The 18,629-nt window shown below is 33.7% G+C and carries 18 protein-coding genes; 2 read left to right on the forward strand and 16 right to left on the reverse strand.

Going from position 1 to position 18,629, the window contains the following annotated elements:
• Positions 1–77 precede the first annotated feature (77 nt).
• Positions 78–536 carry a 23S rRNA (pseudouridine(1915)-N(3))-methyltransferase RlmH gene (locus tag HY841_00615; protein ID MBI4929235.1) on the forward strand — a complete coding sequence of 153 codons (459 nt, stop codon included), beginning with the start codon at positions 78–80 and terminating at the stop codon, positions 534–536.
• Here the strand turns inward: HY841_00615 and galE are convergent.
• The 7 genes from galE to HY841_00650 all read right to left on the reverse strand — a co-directional run bounded on the left by galE (position 530) and on the right by HY841_00650 (position 7,415).
• Entirely contained in the window at positions 530–1,558 is a 1,029-nt protein-coding gene (galE, locus tag HY841_00620) for a UDP-glucose 4-epimerase GalE (protein MBI4929236.1), read from the reverse strand. The genes HY841_00615 and galE overlap by 7 nt on opposite strands.
• Positions 1,558–3,009, reverse strand: coding sequence for a hypothetical protein (locus tag HY841_00625; protein ID MBI4929237.1), 1,452 nt, complete (start codon positions 3,007–3,009; stop codon positions 1,558–1,560). The genes galE and HY841_00625 overlap by 1 nt, the downstream gene beginning before the upstream one ends.
• Positions 3,006–4,406 (reverse strand): SAM-dependent methyltransferase, encoded by a 1,401-nt coding sequence (locus HY841_00630; GenBank protein ID MBI4929238.1) that lies wholly within the window; start codon positions 4,404–4,406, stop codon positions 3,006–3,008. The genes HY841_00625 and HY841_00630 overlap by 4 nt, the downstream gene beginning before the upstream one ends.
• The gene (locus HY841_00635) at positions 4,406–4,579 is read right to left on the reverse strand and encodes a hypothetical protein (protein MBI4929239.1); all 174 of its coding nucleotides are present in this window, start codon (positions 4,577–4,579) and stop codon (positions 4,406–4,408) included. Before HY841_00635 ends, HY841_00630 begins: the two co-directional genes overlap by 1 nt.
• A 67-nt stretch (positions 4,580–4,646) precedes the next feature.
• Positions 4,647–5,729, reverse strand: coding sequence for a glycosyltransferase family 4 protein (locus HY841_00640; GenBank protein MBI4929240.1), 1,083 nt, complete (start codon positions 5,727–5,729; stop codon positions 4,647–4,649).
• A gap of 2 nt (positions 5,730–5,731) precedes the next feature.
• Positions 5,732–6,640 (reverse strand): class I SAM-dependent methyltransferase, encoded by a 909-nt coding sequence (locus HY841_00645; protein ID MBI4929241.1) that lies wholly within the window; start codon positions 6,638–6,640, stop codon positions 5,732–5,734.
• Between the two features lie 151 nt (positions 6,641–6,791).
• Positions 6,792–7,415 (reverse strand): hypothetical protein, encoded by a 624-nt coding sequence (locus HY841_00650; GenBank protein ID MBI4929242.1) that lies wholly within the window; start codon positions 7,413–7,415, stop codon positions 6,792–6,794.
• A gap of 774 nt (positions 7,416–8,189) precedes the next feature.
• Between HY841_00650 and HY841_00655 the strand changes: the two genes are divergently transcribed.
• Positions 8,190–9,563: a hypothetical protein gene (locus tag HY841_00655; GenBank protein MBI4929243.1), complete on the forward strand. Its 1,374-nt coding sequence runs from the start codon at positions 8,190–8,192 to the stop codon at positions 9,561–9,563.
• Here HY841_00655 and HY841_00660 read toward each other — a convergent pair.
• From HY841_00660 to HY841_00700, 9 genes are all read right to left on the reverse strand, one after another.
• Entirely contained in the window at positions 9,514–10,707 is a 1,194-nt protein-coding gene (locus HY841_00660) for a hypothetical protein (GenBank protein MBI4929244.1), read from the reverse strand. The two genes, HY841_00655 and HY841_00660, sit on opposite strands and share 50 nt — an antisense overlap.
• Positions 10,708–11,397 carry an NTP transferase domain-containing protein gene (locus HY841_00665; GenBank protein MBI4929245.1) on the reverse strand — a complete coding sequence of 230 codons (690 nt, stop codon included), beginning with the start codon at positions 11,395–11,397 and terminating at the stop codon, positions 10,708–10,710.
• Position 11,398: 1 nt separating this feature from the next.
• Positions 11,399–12,349: a polysaccharide biosynthesis protein gene (locus HY841_00670; protein ID MBI4929246.1), complete on the reverse strand. Its 951-nt coding sequence runs from the start codon at positions 12,347–12,349 to the stop codon at positions 11,399–11,401.
• A gap of 63 nt (positions 12,350–12,412) precedes the next feature.
• Complete coding sequence (locus HY841_00675; GenBank protein ID MBI4929247.1) at positions 12,413–13,138, reverse strand: class I SAM-dependent methyltransferase; 726 nt, start codon at positions 13,136–13,138, stop codon at positions 12,413–12,415.
• Positions 13,139–13,165: 27 nt separating this feature from the next.
• Positions 13,166–14,155 (reverse strand): GNAT family N-acetyltransferase, encoded by a 990-nt coding sequence (locus tag HY841_00680; protein ID MBI4929248.1) that lies wholly within the window; start codon positions 14,153–14,155, stop codon positions 13,166–13,168.
• Positions 14,156–14,176: 21 nt separating this feature from the next.
• Positions 14,177–15,088 (reverse strand): polysaccharide deacetylase family protein, encoded by a 912-nt coding sequence (locus HY841_00685; GenBank protein ID MBI4929249.1) that lies wholly within the window; start codon positions 15,086–15,088, stop codon positions 14,177–14,179.
• Positions 15,089–15,184: 96 nt separating this feature from the next.
• On the reverse strand, positions 15,185–16,087 hold the full coding sequence (locus HY841_00690; GenBank protein ID MBI4929250.1) for a glycosyltransferase family 2 protein: 903 nt from the start codon (positions 16,085–16,087) through the stop codon (positions 15,185–15,187).
• A 48-nt stretch (positions 16,088–16,135) separates the two neighbouring features.
• Positions 16,136–17,260, reverse strand: a complete 1,125-nt coding sequence (locus tag HY841_00695) for an N-acetyl sugar amidotransferase (GenBank protein ID MBI4929251.1) — start codon at positions 17,258–17,260, stop codon at positions 16,136–16,138.
• A gap of 256 nt (positions 17,261–17,516) precedes the next feature.
• On the reverse strand, positions 17,517–18,629 hold the full coding sequence (locus tag HY841_00700) for a glycosyltransferase family 4 protein (GenBank protein ID MBI4929252.1): 1,113 nt from the start codon (positions 18,627–18,629) through the stop codon (positions 17,517–17,519).

Here is an 18,629-nt window from a genome sequence, read left to right on the forward strand (position 1 = left end):
TACAATTATCAAGCCAAAGTGAATGTTATTTTTGCCATGGAACAAATTTATACTTTTTTAGCCCCCGAAAACCAACCATGAATATCGCTCTTATTTGTATGGGAAAAACATCTGAAAAGCACATTGCTGAAGGAATGAAACAGTATATAGAAAGGATTAACCATTATTGTAAATTCAGTTTGGTGGAGATTGAAGCAGGAAGGGGCGATGAAACTCAAATCAGGAAAAAGGAATCAGAAGGTATGCTGAAAAGAGCAGGCGAGAAGGATGTATTGATTCTGCTTGATGAAAAAGGAAAAGAACTTTCTTCTGTTGAATTTGCGAAAACATTAATTCACCATCAGAATATTTCAACTAAGAATCTTGTCTTTGTGATTGGAGGAGCTTACGGATTTTCGGAAGAAGTTTATAGTCGGGCGAACATGAAAATCTCATTATCGAAAATGACTTTTCCGCATCAGTTAGTGAGAGTAATTTTCCTTGAACAATTATACCGTGCGTTTACGATTCTGAAAGGAGAAAAATACCATCATTGATTAGCACGTGATAAATTCAACTGCCATTTCCATGCGCTCTCCATCATCTGTTCAATATTGTATTTGGGCGCCCAGCCAAGAATCCGTTGTGCTTTAGAAGAATCAGAAAAAATGGATTCCACATCACCTTCTCTGCGTGGACCGATAATGTAATTTAATTTTTTACCACTGACTTTTTCAAATGCGTTAATCGCTTCCATTACTGAAATGCCTTTCCCTGTCCCGAGATTAATAATTTCAAAATTGTTTTTTACTTTTTCTTTCATTAAATATTTCAAGGCAAGTATATGCGCATTTGCAATGTCAGAAACGTGAACATAGTCGCGAATGCAGGAACCATCACGTGTGTTATAATTATCACCATGGACAATAAAATGTTCAGCCATACCAATTGCTGTTTCAGTTATTGCAGGAACCAGGTTATCGCATTTTCTTCTGGGATGTTCACCAATCAACCCCGAAGTATGCGCACCAACAGGATTAAAGTAACGTAAGGCAATTGAATGAATGTCAGGATTACTTTTTGAAAACTCAGCTATGATTTCTTCTCCCATTTGCTTGGTGTGTCCATAGGGGGATTGAGCTTTCTGGAGCGGAGTGTCTTCGTTGACGGGAAGTGTATTTATATTTCCGTAAACGGAACATGAAGAAGAAAAAATAAAATTTTCAACTCCAAATTCTTTCAAACATGAAAGAACATTTTTTAAGGATTCATTATTATTATGATAATACAATTCAGGATTGGCAACTGACTCGGGAACTGATTTGAGGGCGGCAAAGTGAATCACTCCTTGTATGTCAGGATTTTCAGAAAAAATCTTTTTCGTGAAGCTTTTATTGCATAGATCAATTTCATAATTACTGATTGAATTTCCTGTAATAGTTTTTATTCTATCGAATATGGTCGGAAACGAATTGAAAAAATTATCCGCAGAAAGGATATCCCATGAAGTAGTTTCAAGCATTTCTATAATAGTGTGTGAGCCAATATAACCTGCTCCGCCTGTGATAAGAATTTTCATTATTCAAGTATTAAGTTTGCATTCATATTGTTTTTTATCGAAACAGAATCCAGCGGAATATCCTTCAGAACAGGAAGCGAATCATTAAATAATCCGTTAAAGATAAATCGAAATGAATTGACAGGCGTAATGTCTGAATAAAGTTTGTCTTTCCATTTATATGGAACATGATAGGCATTTAATATCATGCTTCTGGTGTCGTAGATGTTTCTAAAAGAAGCCGATTGTATCCACGGTCCATGGTCTGACTGAACGATAATGATCGGTTTTATTTTGCTGTGCCTGAATACTTCTGATATAAAATTTATTACTTCTTTGTTGATGTATTTCAATTGGACTAAATAATCTTCTTTTGGCTCCCACCATGCATTGATAACACGCGGACTTGATTTGAAATTTCCGTTTTCATCACATACGTAAGGCGGGTGCGGAGAAACAATATGAATGAAAACATATTTAGGTCCCTTCACATAAAAAATATTATACATAACCGATAATTGTTCTTTCAATGTTTTGTAGCGGGCGTATCCCAATAAATCATCGAGACGAAAAATCGAATACCGAAGCAATGTTCTTTCAAACTCGCTCAAATTTTCGAGAACAATGGTTGTATCCGCATCATAATTTTCGCGTGTTACAGCAAATCCCGACCTGACATGAACAATTCTATACCCTTTACTTTTTAAATATTCCGACACCTTGTTGTTATATATGATATTTTTTTTCTCATTGCTTTCTAAGTAAGAATAATTCAGCGAACTTGAAAGAGAGGGATAGGTGGATATATAATTTGTTCGGCTGTTTTTCGCGATAAAAAAATTATTTCCTGAAAGATAATCAGTAAGATTATTTTTTTTGTAATGATAAATTTCAGAAAGGACGGAATCATTTGCATAGCCGTCAAGAAGGATGTAGTAAATATCAGGAAGCGAATCAGTAGTAAGTGAATTTATTTTTGTGGATGGCTCAGTATCAAAGCTTTTTTCCCCTGCTTTAGAAGTAGAAATGGAAAGCTGAATAATATTAATCAAAAATAATAGCAGGACGAAAATGTTGAAAGCATAAGTCAGTGAATGGAATGTCCTTTTTGTTCTGAATAAAAAATAACACAATAAAATGACAAATAGAAATATGAGAATAAGTATGTAGCGATGTATTTCAGAGAACGGCCACCAGCCTTTATAATATAATTTTTCGGCTAATTCATAAATGAAGCCATAAAAAAACAGTACCAGCATAAGAGCAGTTGTAACAACTCCCGCTTTGTGCTTTTGTTTGTTAAAAATATAAGAAACATAGAAGATCAATATGGAAAAGATAAAGGCAATTTCATAACTTCTGATAGTGCTTTTGAAAGAAGTAGTTGGATAATTATGAACAAATAGAAAAAATATCAGCGCAGGGACTATCAGAAATGAATGAGAAGGAATATTTTTAATAATACTCTTCACTTCTTTGTCATTGAATAAAGAATTCTGCCTGAATTTTTCAGAGCAAAAGTCTCATTAATAGAAAAATAATTTCCAAATGCAGCTATAAAATTCCCGTTGGTGTAATCATTAAAAATATTTTCCCTTCCTGAAATCATTTGCTGAACCATTGCATCGTCTTTTGGAATAAATTCTATTATTAATTCTTCTGTAAGCTCTGAAAAATATCTTGCTATTATGGAAAACGGAATATTATTTCCTATGCGAATGTGATGAGTCAATGCCAAGGCAAGAACTGTATCCGCTTTTCCCCGCTGTGCAATGTTTCTGCGTTCAGCATTTGCCCAGCCGATGGAAGGGGAGGGGTTTGATAAATCAATAACAAGTGGAAGAATATTATTTGTGGCTGAGTTTTTTAATGCAGTATAAAAGTTTTCTATGCAATAGTGGTCAGCATCCATTGATAAAATATAATTGCAGTGTTTGGAGGCAATCAACGAAAATTTGCCTATGTTGCATCCTAAATCCCATAAGGTTTCAGGTTTTAATTTTTCAAGCCAGCTCGTAACGATTTGTTCTTTTAAATGCAGCACTTCTTCCGAATAAGTATTTTCTACTTCGTATTTTATCCAGTTACTATTTACTTTTTTTATTTTAAGAGTACGGATACTGTCTTCCATGTGTTGAATCATTAGAAGTAGTTTGGATTTAGGGAGAACAGTTTTTTTATTTTTAATTGTATTTATTCTGGAATATTTTTTTTGAATTTTTGAGTGGAAGATGATGTGAGCAGCAATTCCGCTGTTCAGATAGGATGTTGAAGGCAAGAGGGACGAAGCAAGTTCAAGAGGAATACCGTCAATATAGTTAAGAAGTAGTTTTGAGAGTTCTGCGGATTTATAGCTCATCAAAGCAAGTGGCGCCAGAAAATGCTGGCAGAATTGCCTGTATGCATTCCACGGTTTTCCTTCATCATATTTTTCAAAAGAGAGCGTGTCAATGAAAATCGGTTTTCCTCCTACGAATTGTACGTTATAGGCAGAAGCATCTTTTAATGTCATCCCATGTTTCAGCGCTTCTTTCTGAACTTTAAGAGTGAGTAATGCAGCGTCTTGCAGCTGGCTAAAGCACCATTCGTAGGGATAAGAGATAAATGGAATTTGTTCCGGCTTAATTACTTTATATGCTGTATATTCCTTTGTCAAGAAATTTTCTATTTCAGAATGTTTAACAACAAACTTCTTTGATGAAAGAGATTGATACAATCCTGAATTAATAAGAAGAGAAAAATTTTCAAAATAGGAAGGAGCTATTGCCCTGTAAATCTCGTTTTCAAATGTAAATGTAAAGCCGGATGGGTCCCGGAAAGAACCCGGTTCAATCTCAACAGAAGATATATCTTGGCTGAGCACAGACATTATTCAGAAATCTTTTTCTGATTTTCTTTTTTCCGATCCTTTTTCCAGAAAGAAAAGAGTTTTCTAAAACTGTTTTTGAAAAATATCATAAACGCGGCAAAGCCGGCAATAATTACCTGCGCAGCTAAACTGCCGATGCCCGGATCAATGTATAGAAGATAAAAGGGATGCATCAGTTAAATTAGCGTGAAGTTAAAGTTTTTTAGCAAAGAGTAATTCTGAAATTGAATTGGATTTACCTTAACTCAATAATCTGTTAAATATATTCAGATATTTTTCTTTATTTGATTCGACAGAGTATTTTTCTATAACAGTTTTTCTTGCCTCTGTTCCAATTTTTTTTCTTAGTTCAGCATTTTCAATTAACATTGAAATTTTTTCTACCCATTCATCCTCTTTATCGGCAAGAAATCCATTTACACCGTCAGAAATTATTTCTGAGTTCACACCAATGGGCGACATCACGCAGGGAATTTCCAGTGCCATGTATTGAAGTCCCTTGAAACCACATTTTCCTTTCGTCCATTCATTTTCAGGTAAGGGCATGATTCCTATATCTATTTCAGAAAGCTGTTCAATTTCATCCTTTAAGCTCCATTTTATTCCCTGAATAGATAAGTCTGTATTGAAATAATTTTCATCGCCAATAACTTTGAAATAAATTTTGTCACGGTATTTATCTTTCAGCTTTTTCAGCATCGGAATTGCATATTCAAAATGCTGAATGGTGGTATGGCTTCCCGTCCAGCCGATGCAGATTCGATTATCTTTTTTTATAGTTTTCTTTTTATGATAATCCGTATCAATAGTAGTAGGAATTATATGTACACATGCATTATGTCTTTTTGCATAATCAGCGAGGTAATTATTACCGGCAATCACTAAATTAGAGATAGAAATTATTTTTTCAGTTTTTTCGGGATTTTTCAGCCAGCCCAGATTTTTATTCGCTTCCGAAATATCAAAATGCCAAATGGCATCATCAAAATCAAAAACCAATTTTGCTTTGCTTTTTCTGAATTGTTTTTCAAAGTAAACCGAGCGTGTCATTAATGCTTCTCTGAAAATAAAAATAATATCGTAATCATTTTTTTGAAGTAAATTTTTAAAACGAATAAAATAGCTTCGAATAAAGATGACAAGCTTAGAAAAATAATGTCCTGGTTTATAAAATACCTTGTCACTTTTTTCGTCAAGTAAAAAACTTAACTCGCAGGTGAAACCGTGTTGGTTTAAATAATCAAAATATTGTTCGAACCTGAATCGTTGACCCGGAGCGCGGTCTTTGCGGTGCGATGCGATGAAAAGGATTTTTTTTCTCATTCTTAATTAATACGTTTGCCAATTACATGCCAGTATGGTTCATTAGGCGAGAATGTAAGCTCTCCTAGTCCGACATTTTCCATCATGACTTTAATTTCTTCTTTGCTAAATCGCTGCTCCAACGGAGTTCCAAATCTATCTAAAGCATCGTTGCGAATTACGGTAAAACTCTTTCCTAAGTAATAGGACAAGGGGATTTTTTTGTAATAATTTTTATTTGGAAAAAAAACTTTCATGCATTTTGCAACAATAATAAATGGAATGTAAATAAGAACGGCTATTACTTCGCACAAAAAATGTTTTAGAGAAGAAGGCATTTTCGAAATAATAGTTCTTAATAAGTTGGCAGTAGTAAAAATAAGACGGAATAGAAAATTCCTGTTCTCTAAATTGTAATACAGGTAAAGCAAAAAAAGCCCATTCTTTTTTAATTTCTTAACTGCTTTTGCAAGCGCCATTTCTGTATGAGGAAGGTGATGCAATACGCCTAAGCAAATGATAAAATCAAAACTTTGGTCAGCAAAAGGAATGTTATCAACTCCTGCTTGAGTAACTCTTACATTTTTTTTATCCTGCGTTAATTTCACAGCACTGTAAACCGCTTCGCTTGGGTCAAGTGCTTCAATAAATCCAACCTTATCTGCAAGAAAACGTGACCATCTTCCGGAACCGCAGCCAAGATCGAGCGCGACCATCTCTTTTGTTAAGTCGGATAGTTTTACAACATCAAAATATTCATTGCCGATATGTTGTATTTCCTCATCAGTAAATAAATTAAACTTTTGCCATTCTTCACCAAAAGAATTTATGGTCTCTGTATGTGTGTGTGCATCTTTTTCCTTTACAAAAGATGCGATTTCTTTACCCTGAAAAGAAATAATTTTTACGGGAGTTTCAATATACGGAAGCATAATCAATCTTTCAGCAATTTTTTTTCGTAAAGATAGCGGATAAATATAATTGCCATATAAAAACACCAAACCCCGGGTACTATACTTCACCGGGGTTCGGAACAATCACAGTTTACGGACGATGATGTTTTGATTTGAGCCAAGAAGGTTTCTACAGCACCATCAGGTCAATAGGACCATCCCATACTGCGGGACCTTCTTTCAGGACGAGGCGATGACGGAAGAAATAACGCTTCAGGTTATCCAGCCCGCTAATGGTAACAGTTGCTTTCAAGGTCGAGTCAACTGAAATCCAAGAGGAGGGGTTAGATGCATCAAGCGAATATTCCCACTCGTGAAAACCACGTTCAGCGCGCTCAGCCAAGAGTACAGCAGTTCCGGGCAATGCACCCCTCTCTACTGTAAACACCCGTTTTTGAGGCGGATTAAACTGCTTCACGATCATCCCGGCACTGAGAATAATTGCTTCCGCTCCTGTGGCTGCATTCGCAGGGTCGTTGGCTGTATCCTCCACGTAATGTCCTTCAGAAGTGAGTACTCCTTCGAGTAGCTCACGCTTCTGGTGCATTACGGCTGTCTGCTGGGTGCCTCCGCCTTGCGCCTGGTCAGATGCATTTTGCAGGGCAATGCCTGCATTGTACAAACTTCCAAGTGAAGGAGAAGGAGTGGGGAAGAAAGCATTGCCTGTCATTTTGGTAACAACATGCAAGGCGAATGCAATCAATTCCGACACACTCATCCCGCTCAGTCCTAAACTTACTTTAATTCGTCTCATGACTTTTTAAAGGTTTAGTTGTGCCCTCCCTGTATTCCAGTTGCCGGTGCGGAAAGAACGTAGAGAGGGCTTACTTTCCCGTCCACCGGAGTGCCTGTTTGCAGCATCAGGCAACTGAATACTATACAACAAAGCGCTTGCCAAACTTGTAATTTTCATAGGAGAAAAGTGTTAAATGCGACCGGTGATAATAAATGTTCTGCGAATGAATAGAAATGAAATGCAGATGGGCGGATTTCTTCGATGGGGTTTTTGCAAATGTTAAAATTGAAAATTTAGCTATGGATTTTTTTTTCGGCACAATCATATTCTGCCAGTGAAAAAACTTAAAAAGTTTCAGAAGATTTCGATAGATCCATTAAGGATATTACATGGAGTTCAGAACCTATTGAAAGAAGTATTGAAAACAAGATATATTAAATTGAGGATATTGTTCAATGTGTTGAATAAATGGTTTAATGCGTTAATGATATTAAAAGAAATCTTCTGAATAGTGTTTTATCTGTTGAATTTAGTTAACAAGGTTTTTTACGTTTTATATGAAGTTTAGAATTGATTGTATAATCCCTTCATTTTTTCTATAAATAAATTGAATAAAAGATATCCTCTTCTGAAAGAATTGAACAATCCCTTTTGGATTTTATATGAATTACTGAGCAGATGGAATAGTGTTCAGAAAGGAATAAGCGATAAATTGAATATTTGATACGGAGTATCCGGCATCCATACATTTCATATACATCTCGGTAAAATTTTACTTGTAAATTTGTTTAAATGAACTCCTCCATCATTACCTATCTTGATTGGCTGCTTGCTCCTTTTTATATCCTCGTTATTTATGTTATTGCCTCCATTATTAAAAAAAGGGGAATAAAAAAGAATCCTATTTATAAATATTTTTTATGGGGGCTTTATGCCAAGATTGGCGGAGCTATTGGTTTGTGTTTGATATATACTTATTATTATGAAGGTGGTGGAGATACATTGAATTATAATGATGATAGTTCTGCATTACTGAAATTACTATTTTATTCACCTGTTGATTTTTTCAATGCATGGCTATTGCCATTCTCAAAGGAAACCCCTTCTTATTTCACAAACGAAACCGGGTATCTCATTTTTTGGAATGATTCAAACGCATTCATGGTAGATCGACTTCTTGTACCAATTAAACTGTTAAGTTTTGACAGTTACCTTGTTTCATCCGTACTTATGGCAGTGGTTAGTTTCACGGGTGTGTGGAAATTATATGAAGTGTTTTGTGATTCTTATCCATTCCTGTACAAGTACTTTGCTGTTACTCTTCTTTTTGTTCCTTCCGTTTTGTTCTGGGGTTCAGGAATCCTGAAGGACTCATGGACGCTCGCTGCTGCAGGGTGGTACTGTTATGCGTTTTACAGAATTTTCATTAAAAGAGATAGAATTATATTCCCACTGACAGCACTTGCTATTTCAATATTCATTTTGATTACTATCAAACCCTATATTTTTGTGGGCTTGCTGCCAGGATCTATGCTGTGGATGGTTTGGAACCGTTTGAGCAAAATAAAAAATCTGGCAGTCAGGATTTTTGCTGCCCCTGTGATTGCTGCTGTGGGAGTTGCGATAGGTGTTGGAATCTGGATGGTCACGAGTTCTAATCTTGGAACATACAGTACCATGGACAGTATGATAGAAAAAGCGCAAATCGCTTCTTTAGATTTAAAACAGGATTATTACCATGGAAATTCTTTTGACCTTGGAGATTACGACCCCACACTCTCCGGTGTGTTTTCAAAATTTCCTATTGCGACAGTTACAGGATTATTCAGGCCATTTTTGTGGGAAACAAAAAACATAGTGATGGTTTTATCAGGGATAGAGAATCTTATTATTTTGGGATTCACTTTTTTTGTTCTGCTCAGAAAACCAGTGAAAGCATTGAGCAATCTTGTTACTATTCCACTTGTTCTTTTCTGCTTAATATTTGCTGTGTTCTTTGCTTTTTCTGTTGCTATCTCCACTTCAAATTTCGGGGCATTGGTGCGGCTGAGAATACCGATGATTCCATTTTTATTGAGCGGGCTGATGATTGTAAATTACGGGAAAGCATATATAACTACGCATAAATCTCTTGATAAATTTTCTCCGCAACCTCAAACCCTCTGAATCTTTTTGCAATATTTCTGATTTCTTCTTTCTTTTTTTGCAAGGAAGGTGAATTTAATATTGCATCTATTTTTTTTACTGCAGCAAGATAATTTTCTTTATCGAAATTATACAACACAGCTCCAATATCGTTTTCTTCAATAATGCTGGAATCATCTGAAATGTTTTTTGTAATTACAACAGGCAATCCCATTGCCCAATATTCTCCATCCTTTAGTGAGGTGCAATATTGTTTACTTGGAACCGGCTTTACAGGATTTAAGGCAAAATCAGCCAAGCCGAGATAAACCGGCATTTGTTCATATTCTATCGATTCTATAATACAAATATCTTTTGGAATTTTTTTTTGCTTCAAATAGATTTCTATTTCACTTTTAGAAATAGTATTAGGCAATAGTATTATTCTGAATTTGTCTTTCCAATAATTACAACACACAGAGAAGAAGTCAAAAATTTCTTCCTGAAGATAGATCCCGCCTATTTTGCCGGCATAAACACAAATAATATTGTCATTGTTTAAATTATATTTATTTAATAGTTCTTTATTTTTTGAGTATTTAAATGCAAACAAATCAAGGTCTATACAAGCCGGTTTTGAATAAAATTTATTCAGTGCTGCATTATATTTTTTTAAAGCATAAGATTTCATAGATGCAGTTGCGGCAATAACTGCAAAAGCCCGTTTGGTTTGAAGCTTTTCAAACAGAAAAAGTATTTTGTATGGCAGTCCATTTTTTTTCCATGTTCCGTTTTCTACCATAGATTCAGCGTGCGGTTCATAGCTGTCAATGATTAATTTCTTTCCTGTGAATATTGATAAAATATATCCTATCATGCCTGCGGGAGTGCCCATACAATGAATGGCGCTTACTTTTTTAAATACAATCAGGCACCATAGAGAAATAATTATTCTAATCCATTGAAAAGAGGCCAATATCCCGAATGAGTAATAATGAAATGGCACCCATTGTATTTGTTCATCTCCTTTTTCATTTATTTGATTGTTATTCCTTTCTAATGTTAGAAGGTATATTTTACTATTTACCGGAAGATTGTTTTTTATAATTTTTAAGTAGGGAAGAGTGTACGCCTGAACCAGCGCATCGTTATAACTCCAGTAAGTAAGAACTAAAATATTCGACATTTACATAGGTGCTGAATAGGAGGAATTACTTTGAAGCGTATTTAATTGTTCAACAGTATCTACCGTGAACCATTTTGATGGGTAAATATCAGAACAGTATAATTGTTTTTGTTCAATAAGGTATTTCCATAATAAATTAAAATCTTCCACAGGAGATATTGATGAATTAATTTTTGCAGGGTTTATAATTTGAATGCCTGAACAATAAATATCAGATGTTTTTAAGCGACTCAATTCATGCACAACATTTTTATTATGAAAAATATAATCGCCATCAAGTCCTTCAACAGGTTTTACGGGAATCACCATGCAGGCAGGTTCGCCATGATGAAAATAATTTTTAGTTAATAAGTCAATGTCTAATTCTACGACATTATCACAGGTCAATACAATTACCGGTTCATTAATAAATTTTAATAATGTATTGTAAATCCACCAGCAATTACCTTTCCCTTCAGTATTAAAAATGCTTGAAACATTATGTTCGATTACGTGCTTTGCCAATAAAGCTTTTTGATATCCAACGGTGATATGAACATTTGGAATGTGGAGTTTTAATTTTTCTATGCCATTTGCAATGAGAGTTGAGCCATCATAGTTTGCCATGGCTTTCGGAAGCTTTTTTGTAAGGGGCATCATTCGCTGTCCTCTGCCGGCAGCAATAATTACTGCATGGTTAATGTTTTGCATGCTAGTTTTCTTCTAAGGGTGGGAAATTAATAATATTAGTTATTTCCTCTTTTGTTAATTTGTCTGTATTCGCTGAAGAAAGTCCGAAAGCAATAGGTTTTTTTACCTTATGGTTAAAAGAAATCAGATAATGAGTTATGTTATTATACATTACTTCTTCAGTATAAGGCAATTCAAGTTCACCTATTAAAAATTCATCATCACGCTCACCCGGTCTTCCTTCTATTTTTTCATATCTGCCGCCATTTAATTCAGTCCATAGTTTTAAAATATCTTCTATCTGCGCAGCTTTCATTTTTCTTGACAGCACTTTTCCTTTTACATCTTGAATTTTGTTAAGCGATGTTAAAACTAAATTTACAGCTTCATCTACAGTAAAAAAGAATCTTCGCATTTCAGGACCTGTTGTGCCAATTACTCCGGTTTCTTCATGCATCTTTTTCCATATTGGAAGAACAGAACCAGTTGACCATGCCACATTCCCATAGCGTACACAAGCAAATTTGGTAGAAGATTTCTCATTCATGGAGCAAAAGAGTCGTTCCATTAAAGCTTTTGTTAATCCGTAAGTATTGCGAACCGGGGGAGATGCTTTGTCTGTGGAAATTCCAATAACAACTTCTACATTTTTATCAACAGCAACTCTAGCAATATTTTGACTTCCGATAACATTAACATCAACACATTCCATAGGAAATATTTCAGACAAGTCAACAAATTTAGTGGCGGCAGCATGAATGATTATTTGAGGTTTATATTCGTTTACAACATCCCTTACTGCCTCTATGTTTGTTACATCAAGTGGAGTTACATGACATCCGGAGAATTTTTGCGCAAATAGATTTTGCTTATTATTTCTGCCCGAAAGAATTACTTTATAATTATTTTTAAGAGCCAAACCTAATCTTCTTCCTAAAAAGCCGGTGCCTCCGGTTATTAAAATTGTTTTCATTAATTATAATTAGTTTATAAATAACAATAGTAGGTATTTTTATGTACTTCGCATTAAGGTTACTCATTTCTTTCGGGCAACAATGATATTATTGATGAAAATATCCTTATTAACCGGTAAAATAAAGGAGAAGAATAGTTCAACAAGGGTTAAGGGGAAAATAATAAGTAGAGTAAAAAAGAATTTAATGAGTTTTATATTGGGCATTGCTGTAAATAAATAATCATTGAATAATTGTGCTACTACCAGCAAGTAGTTGCCTTTTTTTTCCTGAACAATAATTTCAAATCCATTTTTTTTCAATAAATATTTAATTCCAAAAGAAGTATAGCGTACGCTGTCATTGGGCTTTTCATTTTCCTTCCATACAAAAGGAACGGTAAGTAAAAAACAGCCATTCTTTTTGAGTACCCGGTTTAATTCAGGAATTATTTCTTCCACATTAAAAATATGGGTCAACGCCTCGGAACTAAATAGTGAATCAAAATATTCATCATCGAAAGGAATCTTTTTTCCATCATAAAATTTATCAACAAAAGAAATATCATTGTTGTGTGCAGAGTTCTTTATTTCAACCCCTATATGATGTTTTACATTAAACAGTGAATGATATGGTTTCGTCCCGCATCCAAAGTCAAGCATCGTCCCTACCATATAGTGTGCATTTTTTTTAATACCTGATGATATGCCTCTTGAGATGATATAATTAGAATTAATTACAATAGAATACCATGCGGGAATAAAAACCTGCCTACGATAATATTTTTTTAATGAATCTATCAGCTTCATATTATTTTAAAAGTAAGCATTTAGAATTTAGCCATCATAATCTATAGGGAGCAAGTTCCAGTTTTTTATATCGGTAATGAAATTCGAAGGGGATACATTGATATTCTCAAAAACTGAAAAGTAAAAGGGATAAGTCATAATGCCTTTATTAAAAGGATTTTTCATAAAGAGCCGTTGTTTTAATAATTTAGAAAAAAATGAATTTTTATTTGACCAGCAATAAATTCCTTTTAATTTATTATTAATAGTTATTTGATATATTTTATTAAACAACATTGAATAAGCATCATTTTCTAATGAATAGATATCTTTAATTAATAGAAGTAAATTTTTTTCAATACAATAAATGCAATATCCCACTAGCGTTTCATTTTTGTAACAATAAATGATTCTATGCGAAGCAGAAGGATCTTTGAAACGCCATTCTAAATAAGATTTGTCCCTTGCTTTCGCAATAGGAAATTGCATAGAAATTACTTTATCCAAATCATTTATTGCTTCGCTGATGATATCTGTATCGGTAAAATGAAATAGTGGATTCGATGGAATTATTTTACTTAATAGAATTTCAATTTTTAATTGTAAAGATATTTTAAAATGAGGCTTGATTCTTCCCAATCCTTTCCAATGAAGTTTTTTAATGTAACCCGAGTAGGGAATTTCTCCGGGAAACACCTTAGCAAGTGATTTGCCTTGTCTTTTCAATTCGTCACATGTCAGTGCAGCTAATTTTTCAAAGATGCCCATTCTTCTATAGTTTGGGTGTGTCATTGTATCGCAGGCAAGATACATGACATTTTTTTTTCCATTAATATAATATGCATCCGGTATTGCACCCCAATATCCGACTAATTCGCCCTCTTCATTTTTTGCAACATATCCAATCACATTGCCTTCGGAGTTTTCATAATATTTCCAATGATAAAAATCTATTGTTGAGGCTCTGCCAAAACATAATAAGGTTAATGCTGGCATTTCTTTTAAATCTGCTTGCGAAAATTTATGAAAGGATAGCATGAATTTTAAAACGATTGTATTCTATTTGCGAATAAATTTGTGAAATCCGTTTATTCTGAAAAATAGTTCATATGGATTTTTGTCATGCACATTAAATCTTGGGATTGCATATTTATAAGGAGTATCGTTCACTTTTTTTAAATCCACTAATTCATTATTTACTGCAAAACCTGCTTTATAGTATTTTAGAACAAGATGCAAAACTCTGCCGGAATAATTTCCTGCCGGATAAGCAATGTAATCAACATTGTTTTCTAGTTTGGCAGTGAGTAGATTTTTAGACTCATACAGTTCATAATCAAGTGTTGCCTCGTCTTCTATCATTGACAATGCCGGATGAGTCATTGAGTGAGACTCATATTTTACATCAGCCAATGTTTCTTTTATTTCTGACCAGGACATACTATTGGCATTCGTGTCATCCTTGTATCCCAAAGTTTGCATAATAGTTGAGACATATATTCTGCGCTGCTTATCCGGTAAGCGTATTAAAAGTTTCCTGACTGCAAATGCTGCTTTACTTCTTTGCTTTTCGCTTTCAAGTTTTAAAAATATTTGTTCATTATTGATGTTTAAACATAATTCAGTTTTGTTTGTGAATTTGAAGCAATTGTCTAATTGAGATGTCCAGATAATCTGATTTTTATTTACGCAATCAACCGGAACAAACATAGTGACCGGAACCTGATGTTTCTTTATTATGGGAAGAGCATGTTCATGGAAATCTTTAAATGCATCGTCAAATACTACAGCGCAGCAATCACGCAACTGTTCTTTTTTTTTATCGAATAAATTATTAAGAGAAATAAAGCGATATTTTTTTGATAAGAACTTTATGTGAGATTCAAATTGTTTTGGTGTAAGTGGGGACCAGAATCCATCGGGATAAGGACTAATTCTGTGAAAAATTAAAATTGGAATTCTTAAATTCATTCTATGATAATGCATTAATAAGTACCCCAATCCTGTATAATATAAAATTTTAAAAATAATGTTTCTCATATTTTATAGAACTGCACTACATTTTTTTTATTTTAACTTCCTGATAATGTTGTTTCCAATTAATATTTTGAAAAATAAAATAATCAAATTAATATTAATACCAATTTTAGCAGTTGTTTTAATAAGGTATTTAATTGCATAAATTCTATTTTCATCTATATAATTATGAATAGCGCAAAAGTAGAATGAATAGCCCTCCACTATCCTAATCTGTTTGTTGCTTAATGGCAGGTTTTGTTTGATCCATTCTACAGCCAAAAGTTTTTTTGAAATAATATCCTGGTTATTTCCCCTCATGGTTCTTTCATCGTGATCATTGAGTGTGATGGTTATTTTATCAGCAATATAAATCTTTTCTTTCATAAGATTTTGCATGAGAAACATCCAATCTTCTACCACAGTATATTTGCTATCCTCGTTAAAAAGATGAAGTTCTGAATTGTTTTTTTTGATGCAAAAGGATATGGCAAGCGGATTCCCCTTTAAAAGCAGTTCTATTCCATGCCATCCTTCTTTAACTCCTGCAAGCGATGAGGGATAAAATATTTTATTATTTCTTTTAATGTTATATTTTGTGGCAAGAAAATTTATTTCAGGATTAGTTTTTATAATAGAAAACAAGGTGCTTAAATGGTCTGGATGCATGGTATCATCCGAATCAAGAAAAGTAAGAAACGCGCCTTTTGCATTTTTGATTCCGGTATTTCGTGAAACAGCGCGTTCATAATTTTTATCATGTTGAATAAATATTATTTTTCCTGAATCATGCAGGGGTTTTAATATTTCAGCAGTAGTATCCGTTGAGCAATTGTCAACTACAATAACTTCATAATCAGGATAAGTTTGTGAGAAAACACTATCAAGTGTTTTTAAGATTAAAGAACTCCTGTTATAAGTAGGAATTATTATACTAAAAAATGGTTTATTCATTATAAAGATTTTCTAAGTCATATACCAGATAAATTAGCCAGAAAGTCTTTAATAATGCTTCTTTCTATTCAGCATTCGATAAACTTTGTATATAAATTCAAGTTTTTTCTTATCGTTGGGATAGTCCTTGTATGTTTTTGGAGGCAACATCATCATTGCATCAAACTCATCAATGGTTATTCCCAGTTTTTTACATATATATTCTTTTTCTTTGGCTACATTGCCCGGGTCATAGGGTTTTTTAGCCAGTTCCAGCAAAGCTTCCTCACGCGTGATTGTACCATCGCATATCTTTGAGGAAAATGTTACCAGACGATAATCTATTTGAAATTTTTCAGGTAAAATATATGATTGCACAAATCCTGTGAATGTTGATTCATGATGTTTTTTACCATAATATTTCCATCCAAAATTTTGTTCAAGAATTTTTATTGCATCTTTTTTGCTGTAAGGGAAATAATTCAGCAAATAGATAATTCGTATGCCCTTTACATATTTGTAATATATTTCACTTAAAGCGTTAAATGCGGGTAAGGTTTTCAATTTTTTGTTACCAAATTTTTTGTAAATGGCTTTTACATACTTCAGGTCTTTGGCATTATAATGCCAGCTTTTTGGAAGAATTCCTTCTGTGGCATAGTTGCCCCCGCTGATTATGTATTTAATATTATACGTTGCGGCAACTTTATGCAACACTTCATAAATTGCAATATCAGTGGGAGTTTCTATTTCAGGCACTGATGCTTTGAAAAATGCTAACTGGATGTTTTTAAATTCTTCCCAGTCCAGAATGTAATTTTGATAGTTGAAACCTAATAATTCAATAACTTGTTTTATGTTATTAACTGATATTTCTGAATCCCAGCCGTTATCCATGTGTACAGCCAACACCCGTAACCCAAAGGTTTTGGAAATATAGGCAGCGTAACAACTGTCAACTCCTCCGCTGATTCCCAACACGCAATCGTACTCCTTATTTTTGCCTGATTGTTTGATCGTATCAACAAGTTGAGGCAGTAGGTTATTGTTGTTTTCTGTTTTATAGGGCAAACTGGAAATATTTTTATAATTTTCCTTGCAATGATTGCAATAACCGTTTTCATCAAATACAATTTCAGTATCTGATGTGTCCATCACACACCTGGTGCATTGCTGATATTTTCTGGCATCCATTTGGACAAAAATACTTTAATTCTTTCCCCGATGATAACTATCGGGGCAGGTTTCTGAAATTAAAAATTCCTCTCAGCCTGTTCCTAATTAACGGAATGTATAAGAATTTGGTATTTTGATGTTTAAAAACAATTTGGTATTAGTTTTTATTTTGCATTGCATTGCGGATTAATGTTACAAACATAGTATCATTATTTCTGTTATTGAATTTAAACCCTGCTTCGGCTAAGTAGGAATAATGATGCTAAAAAAGGGATTATTCATTATAAAGCTTTTCCAGATCATTTATCATTCGTTCCAGATTAAATTTCTGAACAAATTGTTTTCCATTGAGAGCGATTGTATTTGCCAAATCTTTATCAGATTGCAGACGAATCATTTCCTTATAAATTTCGTTTGAGTTTTTAAAATTAACCACAAGTGCATTTTTTTCATGTTCGATGAATTCGCAAGCAATTCCTGATAATGTAAAAACAGAAGGCACTCCTGCCGCCAATGCTTCAATGTAGGTTTGACCGAATGCTTCGCATAATGAATCAATGGGAGTATGTATATAAATGTCGAACAGCTTATATAAAGCAGCCACATCTTCTTCAAATGGAATAATTCTATAATTTGACTCAGGAATAGTTTCCAACTGCTGTACTATTTGATTATGGTAGGGTCCATAAGCATTGGCTAATATCAATGTGGCATCAGGATATTTTTTTAAAAAATCTTTAAACGCTGGAATAATATATTGTATGCCTTTCCATTCAATGTAGCGGGCAATAACACCAATTCGTGGATGGTTGTCCGGAATATTCCATTTTAGCTTTATCTTGTTACTGTTTTTTATATCAATTGAATCAAAATGCCTGAGGTCAAACCCATGATAAATAGTTCGGATTTTTTCAGGGTTAACATTTTCAAATTCAACTAATGTTTTGTAAGTTGCCTGGCTGATAGAAATAATATGTGTAGCCATTTTATTGCACCATAAATCATATTTCACTCCTTTTGGAAAATACCGACGATGGTAGGTACTGTCGTGGCGGGTGTAAATTCTTTTTTTTATCCCACATAATCTCCCGGCAGTTAATGCAATTAAGTTCGCATCAAAAACATGCGTGTGAATAATGTCAGGTTTTAATTTGAGAAAGAACCAGAAAACTTTAATAAAGGCAGTAACAATATTTTGTTTTCCATTATAATAAATCCGTATAACATTTATTTTATTCTTAGTGAGGAAATCTTCAAATGAAGAATTCTCAATATTCAATAATAATACTGTCAATTCATATTTTTTTTTTAATTCTGATAAAGTCCACTCTAATCCAAGTGATTTATTGACATGAGAAATGATATAAATAATATGTTGTTTCGGCAT

Source organism: Bacteroidota bacterium, from assembly GCA_016213405.1.
In the GTDB taxonomy this organism is placed as follows: domain Bacteria; phylum Bacteroidota; class Bacteroidia; order Palsa-948; family Palsa-948; genus Palsa-948.

Excerpts from the sequence above, each read along its gene's own strand:
- HY841_00615 (MBI4929235.1), top strand. The coding sequence starts at position 78 with ATGAATATCGCTCTTATTTGTATGGGAAAAACATCTGAAAAGCACATT.
- galE (MBI4929236.1), bottom strand. The coding sequence starts at position 1,558 with ATGAAAATTCTTATCACAGGCGGAGCAGGTTATATTGGCTCACACACT.
- HY841_00630 (MBI4929238.1), bottom strand. The coding sequence starts at position 4,406 with ATGTCTGTGCTCAGCCAAGATATATCTTCTGTTGAGATTGAACCGGGT.
- HY841_00635 (MBI4929239.1), bottom strand. The coding sequence starts at position 4,579 with ATGCATCCCTTTTATCTTCTATACATTGATCCGGGCATCGGCAGTTTA.
- HY841_00640 (MBI4929240.1), bottom strand. The coding sequence starts at position 5,729 with ATGAGAAAAAAAATCCTTTTCATCGCATCGCACCGCAAAGACCGCGCT.
- HY841_00645 (MBI4929241.1), bottom strand. The coding sequence starts at position 6,640 with ATGCTTCCGTATATTGAAACTCCCGTAAAAATTATTTCTTTTCAGGGT.
- HY841_00650 (MBI4929242.1), bottom strand. The coding sequence starts at position 7,415 with ATGAGACGAATTAAAGTAAGTTTAGGACTGAGCGGGATGAGTGTGTCG.
- HY841_00655 (MBI4929243.1), top strand. The coding sequence starts at position 8,190 with ATGAACTCCTCCATCATTACCTATCTTGATTGGCTGCTTGCTCCTTTT.
- HY841_00660 (MBI4929244.1), bottom strand. The coding sequence starts at position 10,707 with ATGTCGAATATTTTAGTTCTTACTTACTGGAGTTATAACGATGCGCTG.
- HY841_00665 (MBI4929245.1), bottom strand. The coding sequence starts at position 11,397 with ATGCAAAACATTAACCATGCAGTAATTATTGCTGCCGGCAGAGGACAG.
- HY841_00670 (MBI4929246.1), bottom strand. The coding sequence starts at position 12,349 with ATGAAAACAATTTTAATAACCGGAGGCACCGGCTTTTTAGGAAGAAGA.
- HY841_00675 (MBI4929247.1), bottom strand. The coding sequence starts at position 13,138 with ATGAAGCTGATAGATTCATTAAAAAAATATTATCGTAGGCAGGTTTTT.
- HY841_00680 (MBI4929248.1), bottom strand. The coding sequence starts at position 14,155 with ATGCTATCCTTTCATAAATTTTCGCAAGCAGATTTAAAAGAAATGCCA.
- HY841_00685 (MBI4929249.1), bottom strand. The coding sequence starts at position 15,088 with ATGAATTTAAGAATTCCAATTTTAATTTTTCACAGAATTAGTCCTTAT.
- HY841_00690 (MBI4929250.1), bottom strand. The coding sequence starts at position 16,087 with ATGAATAAACCATTTTTTAGTATAATAATTCCTACTTATAACAGGAGT.
- HY841_00695 (MBI4929251.1), bottom strand. The coding sequence starts at position 17,260 with ATGGATGCCAGAAAATATCAGCAATGCACCAGGTGTGTGATGGACACA.
- HY841_00700 (MBI4929252.1), bottom strand. The coding sequence starts at position 18,629 with ATGCCGAAACAACATATTATTTATATCATTTCTCATGTCAATAAATCA.